General features: G+C 67.7%; 10 protein-coding genes. 5 read left to right on the top strand and 5 right to left on the bottom strand.

Going from position 1 to position 11,523, the window contains the following annotated elements; genetic code table 11:
* Positions 1-38 precede the first annotated feature (38 nt).
* From ylqF to NX784_RS20250, 5 genes are all read right to left on the bottom strand, one after another.
* The gene (gene ylqF / locus NX784_RS20270; protein ID WP_258818496.1) at positions 39-986 is read right to left on the bottom strand and encodes a ribosome biogenesis GTPase YlqF; all 948 of its coding nucleotides are present in this window, start codon (positions 984-986) and stop codon (positions 39-41) included.
* 79 nt (positions 987-1,065) lie between these two features.
* Positions 1,066-2,352, bottom strand: coding sequence for a choice-of-anchor X domain-containing protein (locus NX784_RS20265; protein ID WP_258818495.1), 1,287 nt, complete (start codon positions 2,350-2,352; stop codon positions 1,066-1,068).
* A complete protein-coding gene (locus tag NX784_RS20260; protein ID WP_258818494.1) occupies positions 2,342-3,217 on the bottom strand; it encodes a hypothetical protein in 876 nt (291 codons plus the stop codon). Before NX784_RS20260 ends, NX784_RS20265 begins: the two co-directional genes overlap by 11 nt.
* A 176-nt stretch (positions 3,218-3,393) precedes the next feature.
* Positions 3,394-4,269 (bottom strand): hypothetical protein, encoded by an 876-nt coding sequence (locus tag NX784_RS20255; RefSeq protein ID WP_258818493.1) that lies wholly within the window; start codon positions 4,267-4,269, stop codon positions 3,394-3,396.
* Between the two features lie 157 nt (positions 4,270-4,426).
* Positions 4,427-5,359, bottom strand: a complete 933-nt coding sequence (locus NX784_RS20250) for a histone deacetylase family protein (protein WP_258818492.1) — start codon at positions 5,357-5,359, stop codon at positions 4,427-4,429.
* 160 nt (positions 5,360-5,519) lie between these two features.
* Between NX784_RS20250 and NX784_RS20245 the strand changes: the two genes are divergently transcribed.
* From NX784_RS20245 to NX784_RS20225, 5 genes are all read left to right on the top strand, one after another.
* Positions 5,520-6,440, top strand: a complete 921-nt coding sequence (locus tag NX784_RS20245) for an AAA family ATPase (protein ID WP_258818491.1) — start codon at positions 5,520-5,522, stop codon at positions 6,438-6,440.
* Positions 6,441-6,462: 22 nt separating this feature from the next.
* Complete coding sequence (locus NX784_RS20240; RefSeq protein ID WP_258818490.1) at positions 6,463-7,458, top strand: DUF58 domain-containing protein; 996 nt, start codon at positions 6,463-6,465, stop codon at positions 7,456-7,458.
* Positions 7,455-9,440, top strand: coding sequence for a transglutaminase TgpA family protein (locus NX784_RS20235; protein WP_258818489.1), 1,986 nt, complete (start codon positions 7,455-7,457; stop codon positions 9,438-9,440). The genes NX784_RS20240 and NX784_RS20235 overlap by 4 nt, the downstream gene beginning before the upstream one ends.
* Complete coding sequence (gene mltB / locus NX784_RS20230) at positions 9,437-10,606, top strand: lytic murein transglycosylase B (protein WP_258818488.1); 1,170 nt, start codon at positions 9,437-9,439, stop codon at positions 10,604-10,606. Before NX784_RS20235 ends, mltB begins: the two co-directional genes overlap by 4 nt.
* Before the next feature lie 441 nt (positions 10,607-11,047).
* Positions 11,048-11,395: a hypothetical protein gene (locus tag NX784_RS20225; protein WP_166859826.1), complete on the top strand. Its 348-nt coding sequence runs from the start codon at positions 11,048-11,050 to the stop codon at positions 11,393-11,395.
* The last annotated feature ends 128 nt before the right edge of the window (positions 11,396-11,523 follow it).

The following is an 11,523-nucleotide window of genomic DNA, read 5'->3' as shown; positions in this document are numbered from 1 at the left end:
CGGCCTCCGCCCACCGAATAACCGCATGATGCTGGCGATCAGGTACCGCGCTTCCCGCGCGCCGCCTCTTCCGCCTTGCGCGCCGCCTTCTCGGCCGCGATGCGCGCCTTCTCTTCCATCTCGATGCGGTGCCGCTCGAGCGCCTCGGCGCGGCTCTGCGGGGTTTCCAGGCTGATGCGGCCCAGTGCGCCCTGGCGATAATCCTGCAGCAGCACGTGCGCCGCCTTTTCGTAGTCGTAGTCGCCCCCGCGCACGCGGAACGCGCGGCGTTGCGCGACGCCTTCGATCACGCCGAAACCGTCCAGGCCCTCGGTCTTGACGCCGTAGCGCGCGGTCAGCAGGTGCGGATAGCGCTGCAGCAGCAAGGTGCCCAGGTATTCCGCGACCTCTTCCTCGATGACGGCGTTCGTGCCGATCGCGTGGCTGGCCGCCAGCATCAGGCCGTCGCTTTCCATCTCGATCTTCGGCCACAGCATGCCCGGCGTGTCGACGAGCACCGTGAACTTGTCCAGGTAGAGCTTTTGCTGGGACTTCGTGACGGCCGGCTCGTCGCCGACCTTCGCCACGCGCTTTTTCAACAGCGCGTTCATCAACGTGGACTTGCCCACGTTCGGAATGCCCATGATCATGATGCGCAACGGTTTCGTCGGCACGCCCCGGTGCGGCGCCAGCGCCTTGCACAGGTCGGGAAGGCGCGCCACGTCGGACGGCTTCTTCGTCGTCATCGGGTACGCGGTGACGCCGTCCTGCGCGTCATACCACGCGGCCCAGGCCGCGGTAGCGGCGGGGTCGGCGAGGTCGGTCTTGTTCAGCACCTTCAGGCAGGGACGCTGGCGGAACTTGCGCAACTCCTCGACCATCGGATTGCTGCTCGCCTCGGGCAGGCGGGCGTCCAGGACCTCGATGACCACGTCCGTGTTTTCCATCTGTTCCGCGGCCTGCTTGCGGGCGGCGGCCATGTGGCCTGGGAACCATTGAATCGACATGCTAAACCTTCAAATCTGCGTGCAACCCTCTATTTTACGCTAATTCCGGCGTATTGACGGGCAACGCAGAGACTCCCGCTCAGCGTGTCGCGGGGATGCACTCGCTGGGTGGCGGCGGCGCGGCCGGGTCGAACGCGGTCAGTCGGGCCCGCGCTTCGCGCACGTCCTTGCCGTATTCGGTCAGGTAGCGCGACCGTTCCTCGCTCTGCCATTCGGCGTCGGAATAGCTTTTCGATGCGTGCGCGGCGGCCGTGAGCACCTTGCCCTGCAGGCGCGGCAGCAGCGCGCGGTCGGGGTCCGTGTTTTCCTTCAGCAGGTAGCCGTCGACGTCGCGCAAGGTCAACGGTGCGACGGGCGCCTCGTCGCGCAGCAGCTTGCCGAACATCGTCAGCCTGACGTCGTTCGGGCCCGGGCCCAGGACGTCGTTGAAGGTCAGCAGCGCGACCGGTCGGCCGCGGGCGTCGTCGACGCGGCCGTTGACGATGTAGCGGCCCGGGATGCGCACGTCGAGCGGCAGGTGGAACACGAGCGAGCCCTCCTCGACGGCTTCGCGCGGCGGCCCCGCCCACGTGCCCGGCAGCTCCGGCGTGTAGATGACGTCGAACTGCACGACGCCGCTCTTGCCGCCCGCGTTGTAGCGCACTTCCGTGCGGATGGTGCCGTTGAACGACGCGAGGCCCGTCTGCGCGGGTGCGAGCACGCCGGCGAAGGCGCCATCGTTCGGGACCGGGTCGGCACCCGTGCCGTCGTCGACGAACGGTACGGACACCTGCGGCGTCGTGCGCGTGCCGCGGTACGTGATGCCTTCCGCGATGGCGCGCGTGATCACAAGGGGCAGCGTGTTGCCGTCGGCGTCGACGGCGCGCAGCGAGAACGCCACCGATTCGCCTGACGCCATGTAGACGCGCGACTGCGACGTCTGCAGCTGGATGCGGCCATCGGTGCCGCCGCCGTCCGCGTGCATCGCGTTCATCGACGTGACCGGGTCGTTCGGGCGGTTCTGGTCCGGGTTTTCCGTCATCGGGCGCGACCCGACCGGGTACTGGCTCGCCGTGCGGTAGCTGCAATACGTGTGGTCGGTCAGCTGCACGTTCTCGACGAGCACCCGGCGCTGGGCCACGCGGTCGCCCGGCGGCGGTGGCGCGCCGCCGGCCTGCACGGGCCCGAAGAAATGCGGCGCGCCCGGCGCGGCCGGCCGGGCGTTGGCTACGACAGGCGCGGGCGCGTCGCCCTGCATGGCGCTCCACGCGAGCAGCGCCACGACGGCGACGGCCGCCGCGCCCAGCGCCACGGCGCGCAGACGGGGCCGTGGCGGGCTGGATGGCCGCGGCGCGCGCGGCCGGTCAGGCGGACCGCTAGAGGGCACTGTTCACCATCGCGTTGCGCACGACGGACACGATGCCTTCCCAGTTGCCGTTCGTGTAGTGGTTGTACGACTCGCTGTCGTCGCGGAACGATACGGAGTGGTAGCTCCATTTCAGGCTGCCGCCCTCGTTGGCCGCGGTCCCGAGCGTCAGGTCGTTGCAGAACCAGTCGCTGGGATTGCAGTACGAGCCGCCGGAACTGCCGGACACGCCGCCCGAGCTGTGGTACGCGACGGCCTCGTCATCCTGGCCGGGCAGGATGCCGGAATACGCCGTGCCCTTGGCGGCCGCGTACATGTAGAACCAGATGCCGCGCGTATCGTTGTGGTTGTACATGGCCCTCGCCGTCGTCGTCTTGAGGTCTTGCGTCAGCGGGTCGGAGACGGCCCACGAGCCGTAGTCGGCCAGTTCGGAACCACCGCCCGCGCCGGACGCGGCGCGCACCCACTTGATGTTCCATCCGGTCTGCGACGTGCCGTCGCTGTTGCCGCACACGCCCGACGAATTCGGCGCCGCGTTCTTTTTCTGGCGCGCCGAGCCGCCGTAGTTGGCGAGCGTGTAGCCCAGCATCAGGTCGCCCGCGCTGTGCGTCGCGATATAGCACCAGTTGGCGCCGGTGCAGAAGCAGTCGAGGGCGTCGCGGATGTGATAGCTCTGCGAGGCGATGCTGTTGTAGCCGTCCCAGTTGACGGCCTTCTTGTTGACGCCGGCCGCCGTGGATGCGGGGCCCCAGTACGTGAAGCTGTTGTAGTCGCCGATCGTGCCGCCGCCCGTGCGGCCGTTGATCCACAGCGTGTAGTTCGTCGCCGATGCCATCCCTGTGATCCCGAGCAGGCACAGCGCCATCAGCCAGCGCATCAGTTTCATCTCTCCTCCGTTGTCGTTATGTCGTCGTGCGGTTCGATGTCGCGGCTGCGGACCGGGCTTGTGGCCAACGATACGCAGCCGATCCAATGTAGGACCGCGGGAACGGAGTGTCAATTGCGGCAGGAGCCAAGCGGGTGGCTCCTGCGGCAACGATGCGATGCGGCCGTGGCGCCGCGCTAGTAGGCGCTGTTCACCATCGCGCCGCGCACGACGGACACGATGCCTCCCCAGTTGCCGTTCGTGTAGTGGTTGTACGACTCGCCGTCGTCGCGGAACGAGACGGAGTGATAGCTCCACTTCAAGCTGCCACCCTGGTTGGCGGCGGTGCCGAGCGTCAGGTCGTTGCAGAACCAGTCGCTGGGATTGCAGAAGGCGCCGCCGGAACTGCCTGAGACGCCGCCCGCGCTGTGGTAGGCGACGACCTCGTCGTCCTGGCCGGGAAGGATGGCGGAATACGCCGCGCCGCGCGCGCCCGCGTACATGTAGAACCAGATGCCGCGCGTGACGTTGTGGTTGTACATGGCGCGCGCCGTCGTCGTCTTGAGGTCTTGCGTCAAGGGGTCGGAGACGGCCCACGAGCCGTAGTCGGCCAGTTCAGAGCCGCCGGCCGCACCGGCCGCCGCGCGCACCCACTTGATGTTCCAGCCGGTCTGCGACGTGCCGTCGCTGTTGCCGCAGATGCCCGACGAATTCGGCGCGGGATTCTTCTTCATGCGCGCCGAGCCGCCGTAGTTGGCGAGCACGTAGCCCAGCATCAGGTCGCCCGCGCTGTGCGTCGCGATATAGCACCAGTTGTTGCCGGTGCAGAAGCAGTCGAGGGCGTAACGGATGCGGTAGTTCTGCGTGGCGATGCTGTTGTAGCCGTCCCAGTTGACGGCCTTCTTGTTGACGCCGGCCGCCGCGGATGCGGGGCCCCAGTAGGTAAAGCTGTCGTAGTTGCCGATGGTGCCGCCGCCGTTGCGGCCGTTGATCCACAGCGTGTAGTTCGTCGCCGATGCCAGGCCCGTGATCGCGAGCAGGCACAGCGCTGTCAGCCAGCGCATCAGTTTCATCTCTCCCTCCGTCTCCGTCGTCTGGTTCGATGTTGCCGCTGCTTCCAGCGCTTGCGGCAGCCGATCCAATGTAGGACGGCGGGATGGAGGTGTCAATTGCCGGGGGAGCTGAAAACCCGACGCCGGGACGACAAAACAACTCGACCGAAGCGATACGCTAGTCGATGTCGGCAAGCGCCTTGACGTGCGCGACGACGCTGCGGCCCAGCGCCGACAGCGCATAGCCGCCTTCGAGGCAGCTGACGATGCGTCCGCCCGCGTACAGGCGCGCGACGTCGGCGATCTGGTGCGTGATCCACGCGTAGTCCGCCTCGACGAGCGCCATGTTCCCCATGTCGTCTTCCTTGTGGGCGTCGAAGCCGGCCGAGAAGAAGATCATCTGCGGGCGGAACGCGTGCAGCGCCGGCAGCCATTGCTCGGCGACGAGCTTGCGCACGACGTCGCCGCCGCTGTACGCGGGCACGGGGACGTTGACGCACGTGGCCGTGATCGGTTCCGGCTCCGTGTACGGATAGAACGGGTGCTGGAAGAAGCTGGCCATCAGCACGCGCGGATCGTCCTTGAACGACTCGGCCGTGCCGTTGCCGTGGTGGACGTCGAAATCGATGATCGCGACGCGTTCGAGCCCGTGCACATCGAGCGCGCGCCGGGCGGCGATGGCGACGTTGTTGAACAGGCAGAAGCCCATCGCCTCCGACGGCCGCGCGTGGTGGCCCGGCGGCCGCACGGCGCAGAACGCGTTATTGATCGTGCCCGCGACGACGGCATCCGTCGCGGCGACGGCGGCGCCCGCGGCGCGCAGGGCGGCGCGGTAGCTGTCCTTGCACAGCAAGGTGTCGCCGTCGAGCGGATAGAGTTCGCCCGGCGCCGTCGGCAGGTTGTCGCGCACGCGGTCGAGCGCGTCCTGCGTGTGGTTGCGCAGGATGTCGGCCTCGTCCGCGAGGGGCGCGCTGACGCGCTCGACGAGGCCGTCCAGGCGCGCGAGGATCAACTGGTCCTCGATGGCGCGCAGGCGCTCGGGGCATTCCGGATGCCAGCTGCCCATCTGGTGCAGGGAACAGTCCGGGTGGCTGTAAATGGCTGTGCTCATGGTCTTGATTGCGCGTGGCGCTCATCCGTGACGCGTGCCCGCCCGTTCTCGCATAGAATCGATGGGAAAGGCATGTTGACGCAGGCATACGGATGGCTAACAGCGCTAATCTACCATGCCTGCCCGCCGTGCCGCCCCGAACGACCACCGGAAGCCATCCATGTTCAACAAATTGCATGCCGCCGCGCGCCAGGTCAGCCAGATCGTGGTCGGCAAGGACCAGCAGGTCCGCCTCGCCGTCGCCTGTCTGCTGGCCGGCGGCCACCTGCTCATCGACGACGTGCCCGGCGTCGGCAAGACCACGCTCGCGCACGCGCTGGCGCTGGCGCTGGGCCTGCGGTTCAACCGCGTCCAGTTCACGAGCGACCTGCTGCCGGCCGACGTCGCGGGCATCTCCGTCTACGAGCGCGAAAAGAACGGCTTCGTGTTCCACCCGGGGCCGATCTTCACGCAGGTGCTGCTCGCCGACGAGATCAACCGCGCGACCCCGAAGACGCAATCGGGCCTGCTGGAGGCAATGGAAGAGCGCCAGGTCACGGCGGACGGCGTCACTCGTGCGCTGCCGGAACCGTTCTTCGTCATCGCGACGCAGAACCCGGCACACCAGGTCGGCACGTTCCCCCTGCCGGAATCGCAGCTGGACCGCTTCCTGATGTGCCTGTCGCTGGGCTATCCGGACCCCGCCGCCGAGCGCGCCCTGCTGATGGGCGAGGACCGCCGCGCCATGCTGAAGACCATCGAACCGGTGATGCGCCCGGAAGAACTCGTCGATGCCCAGCGCTCGCTGCGCGCGATCCACGCGTCCGGCGCCCTCGTCGACTACCTGCAGGCCCTGGCGCAGGCGTCGCGCTCGGGCAAGCTGTTCGCGGAAGGGCTGTCGCCGCGCGCCGTGCTGGCGCTGCTGCAGGCCGCGCGCGCCTGGGCCGCGCTGGAAGGCCGCGACCACGTGATCCCGGAAGACGTGCAGACCCTGCTCGTGCCCGTGTGCGCGCACCGCCTGCGGCCGCTGCGGTCGGCGCAGGGCGTGGCGATGGCGAGCCGCGATCTCGTTCTCCAGCTGCAGAAATCGGTCCCCTTATGACATGGCGCACGCAGCCGGCACGATGACGCGACCGCGCGGATGGCTGGACCGCAAGCGCGCCCTGTGGCGCGCGCGCACGACGGCACGCGACGCGGGCAGCGTGTTCCTCAGCCAGCGGCGCGTGTACATTCTCCCGACGCGTGCGGGGCTGGGCTTTGCCGCGCTGCTGCTCGTGCTGCTGGTCGGCTCCGTCAACTACAACCTCGGCCTCGGCTTCGGCCTCACGTTCGTCGCCGGCGCGTGCGCCGTGGTCGACATGGTACAGACGACGCGCAACCTGGCCGGCCTCGTGCTCAGCGCCGGCCGCGCGCCCGCCGTGTTCGCCGGCGAGGACGCGCCGTTCGAACTGCGCGTCGAGAATCCGACGCGCCTCGCCCGCTACGCCGTCTGGATCGATGTCGAGCACGTCGCCGAACCGCGCCAGGCCGTCGACGTGACGGCCGGCGCCACCACGGCGCTCGTACTGCGCGCGTCCACGCAGGCGCGCGGCTGGATGCGCGCGCCGCGCGTGCGCCTGTCCACGCAATTCCCGCTGGGCCTGTTCCGCGCGTGGAGCTGGTGGCAGCCGGACAGCCGCGCCCTCGTCTACCCGTTCCCCGAGCAGGACGCCCCGCCGTTGCCGATGCTGGGCCGTCCAAGCCCGGACGGTGCCGGCAGCACGGGCAGCGACGATTTCGCGGGTGTGCGCAACTACCAGCCGGGCGACGCGCTGCGCCACCTCGCATGGCGCCAGATCGCCCGGCTCGACCCGGCGCTGGGCGGACCGCTCGTCACCAAGCATTTCGAGGGCGGCACCGTCGACGATCTCGAGCTCGACTTCGACGCGCTGCCCCCGCACCTCGACGTCGAACTGCGCCTCGCCCGGATGACCCGCTGGGTGCTGGAAGCGGAGCAGCGCGCGCTGCCGTACGCGTTCCGCCTGGGCCGCATCCGCTACGACACGGGCCTCGGCACGGCGCACGAAGCCGCGTGCCTGCGCGCACTGGCGCTGTACGGCATCGCGGAGGACGCCGCATGAGATTCGCGTTGCCGGCGCCGCTGTCGCGCGACAAGCAGGATACGCTGCTGCTCGTCGCCGCGAGCCTGCTCGTGCTGGTGCCGCACGCGGCGCACCTGCCGGCGTGGGTCAGTGCGCTGTGCGGTGCGACGCTGGCCTGGCGCGCCGGCGTCACGTTGCTGGGCCGGCGGCTGCCATCGAACCTCGTCCTCGTACCGATTGCGGCGGCCGCGATGGCGGGCGTACTGCGCGAGTACCACACGCTGCTGGGGCGCGACGCGGGTGTCGCGATGCTCGTGCTGCTCGTCGCCTTCAAGATGCTGGAGATGCATGCGCGGCGCGACCTGTTCGTCGTCGTGTTCCTCTGCTACTTCCTCGTGCTGACGAATTTCTTTTATTCGCAGTCGATCCCGACGGCCATGCTGATGCTCGCCTCGATCGTTGCGCTGCTGGCCACGCAGCTGTCGTTCCAGCTGACGGGCGCCGTCCCGCCGCTGCGCACGCGGCTGTGGATGGGTGCGAAGGTGCTGGCGCTCGCGCTGCCGCTGGCCGGCGCCGCGTTCGTCCTGTTCCCCCGCATCGAAGGCCCGCTGTGGGGCATGCCGGACGATGCGCACGCGTCCCGGACGGGCTTGTCGGACACGATGGCGCCCGGCCAGATGTCGGACCTGGCGCAGTCGGAAGACGTCGCGTTCCGCGTGAAATTCGACGGCCCCGTGCCGCCGCAACCGCAGCTGTACTGGCGCGGCCCCGTGCTGGGCGACTACGACGGCCGCACGTGGACGCGCGTGCTCCCGTCGCAGCACGCGGAGCCGCTGTCGCTGTCCGTGGGCGGCAAGCCCGTCGGCTACGAAGTCACGCTGGAAGCGTCCAACACGCGCTGGCTGTTCGCGCTCGAGATGCCGCGCGCGCTGCCCGAGCTGCCGGGCCGCGGTGTCGGCCTGTCGGACGAGCTGGAATTCCAGGCGCTGGCGCCGATCTCGGACCGCGTGCGCTACCACCTCGCTTCCTACGTCCACTACAGCCTGCAGCCGCAAGCGACGGCCGTCGACGGACGCTGGCTGAGCCTGCCCTACGGCGTCGATCCGCGCGCCCGCGCGGCCGGCCAGGCGCTGACGGCCGAGCCCGATCCGGCGCGCCGCGTGGCGGCCGTGCTGCGCCGGTTTGCGCGCGACGGCTTCGTCTACACGCTGCACCCGCCGCTGCTGCCGGGCCCCGACTCCATCGACGATTTCCTGTACGGCACGCGCGCCGGCTTTTGCGAGCACTATGCGGGGGCCTTCGTGTTCCTGATGCGTGCGGCCGGCGTGCCGGCGCGCGTCGTGACGGGCTACCAGGGCGGCGACTTGAATCCCATCGACGGCTACCTCACCGTGCGCCAATCCGATGCCCACGCGTGGGCCGAGGTGTGGCTGCCGCGCCGCGGCTGGGTTCGCGTCGACCCGACGGCCGCCGTGGCGCCGGGGCGCGTGGAACACAGCCTCGCGCGGGCGCTGCCGCCGATGGTGCCGTTCGGCCTCGACGGTCTGGCCGGACTGCTGCAACCCGATCCCGGCTCGCTGCTGGGCCGGATCCGCTACGCGATCGGCGCCGTCAACAATGGCTGGAACCAGTGGGTGCTGAATTACACGCCGCAGCGCCAGCAGCGCCTCGTCGATCGCTTGCAGGAAGGATTGTCCCATTGGCAAAGCCTGGCGCTGCTGACCATGCTCTGTGCGCTGTTGTTTCTGGTCAGAAAATTCTCGCAGCGGCGAAAAGCCGACCCGGTCGATGCGCTATACTCGATGCTGTGCCAGCGCCTCGGCCAGCTGGGCCTGCCGCGCGCGCCGGACGAAGGTCCGACGGCGTACGCGGGCCGCCTCGATGGCGCCGGCCTGGCGCCTGAACCGAGCGCGGCAGCAGCGGAATTCCTGCGCCGCTACAGCGCTTACCGCTACGGACCGCAGAGTCCGGGCACCGGCCTCGTTCCCATCCTGAGAGATTTGCTGTCCCGAGTTCGATGAAATCCTTCGTTCCATTGCTGCTAGCCCTGGCCGTCGGCGCCGAGGGAGCGGCGGATGCGGTCGCCGCATCCTCGTTGCACCATACCCATGCCGCCAAGGCGAAATCCGCCACGGCCGCCAAGTCCTCCAAGTCCGCCAAGACAAAGACATCGCGCAAGGCCGCCAAGGTCGTCTCTGCGCCCGCCCGCCCGACGATCGACTACGACGGCGAGGCCGTCAACTTCGGCGAGTGGCAGGCCGTGCGCGACTTCGAGGACGACATGGTCACGCGCAACGGCTTCGACCGCGCGACCATCGAGGACGTGATCCGGCGCGCGCGCTTCCTCGATTCCGCAGTCCATCTCGTGAAACCGGCGCCGCCAGGCAAGCCGAAGAACTGGCGCGCGTACAGCGACCGCTTCATCGAGCCGATCCGCGTCAATGCGGGCGTGCGCTTCTGGAACGAGAACGCGGACGCCCTCGCGCGCGCGGAGGCCACGTATGGCGTGCCGGCCGAAATCATCGCCGGCATCCTCGGCGTGGAAACGATCTACGGGCGCGACACGGGACGCTTCCGCGTCGTCGACGTGCTGACCACCCTCGCCTTCGCCTATCCGGAAGCGCCGAATCGCCAGGATCGCATGGCGTTCTTCCGCGGCGAACTGGAAAGCACGCTGTTGTTGGCACGTAAGGAACACATCGATCCGTTTTCGCTGCTGGGCTCGTTTGCGGGCGCCGTCGGCATGCCGCAATTCATGCCGAGCAGTATCTTGAAGTACGGCGTGGACTTCGACGGCGACGGCATGGTCGACTTGCGCGGCTCCGCGCAGGATGCGATCGGCAGCGTCGCGAACTTCCTCGTCCAGCACGGCTGGGATCGCAACAGCACGGGCCCGGCCGTCTTCCCGGCCGACGTGGCGCCCAGCCTCGCGTGGCAAGGGCTCGTCGGCGGCCTCGAAGCCCGCTACCGTCCGACCGACCTGGACGGCGCCGGCGTCGCCACGCGCACCCCGTTGCCGGACGGGCGACTGTACGGTCTCGTCGATTTACAAAATGGCGGCGACCCGACGGAGTATTGGGTAGTGAATGCTAACTTTTTTGCTATCACTAAATACAACCGCAGTTATTTCTATGCCATGTCCGTCGTCGAACTGGGCCGCGCCGTCCGATTGGCGCGCGCAATGTAGTGCTCAGAGCAACAACTTTGTATCAGTTTGTAACAGCATTGTCATAAATACGGTCGAGTTCATGACGTCGTGACAATGTTATACTCCCCCGGGGTATCGTCGTTTCCGCTTGACAGTTCTTCTAGGAAACAGCCGCTCTGCCCCGATACCCCCTCACAAGTTGTCATTCCACCACTCAATTCCTAATCGTGCGTCGGCGCATCGATAATTGCTTTACACTTAAGTTTAAATAAAAAACAATTATCTTCGCGGTGAGTTTGTGAGAGAATTGCATTGAGGCTATTGTTGTGATTGAACAACGGACCCAACAAAAGCCCCGGATTTTATTGCTCTTAAGTACTAAATTTGAAATTAGTTGTATAATTTAGTAGACACTTTCACATCCAGAAGGATCTGGACGTGCGCCGTGAGCCCCTGACGAACCCTCATAGGAATTGAATCATGACGAACCAAGTCGGTATCGATATGAACAGCGATTCGGAAAACGACGAACTGCTGCAATACAACCCGAATCGCCTGCTCGACACGCTGATCGAGAACCTGCGCCTGAAGAACGACGCAGCGCTGTCGCGCGCACTGGAAGTCGCGCCGCCGGTAATCTCGAAGATCCGCCACCACCGCCTGCCGGTCGGTGCCTCGCTGCTGATCCGCATGCACGAAGTGTCGGACCTGTCGATCCGTGACCTGCGCTACCTGATGGGCGACCGTCGTGCCAAGTTCCGCATCAGCGACAAGCAGTTCAAGCCGAAAGACAAGGACAGCGCAGGCGGCGCCGGCGCCGAGCAATGATCTGCATCACCCCGGACGGCGGCCATTGATGCCGCCGCACCGGAGCACGCGCACCTGAGTACGCGCACCTGAGTACGTTTTACTCCGCAGCGAATGCGGATCAAAGACCCAGCGCCACGCCCTCGCGC

Source organism: Massilia pinisoli, from assembly GCF_024753285.1.
GTDB classification, from domain to species: Bacteria; Pseudomonadota; Gammaproteobacteria; order Burkholderiales; family Burkholderiaceae_D; genus Telluria; species Telluria pinisoli.
The sequence above is the reverse complement of the archived record's forward strand: the minus strand, read 5'-3'. Positions and strand labels throughout refer to the sequence as shown.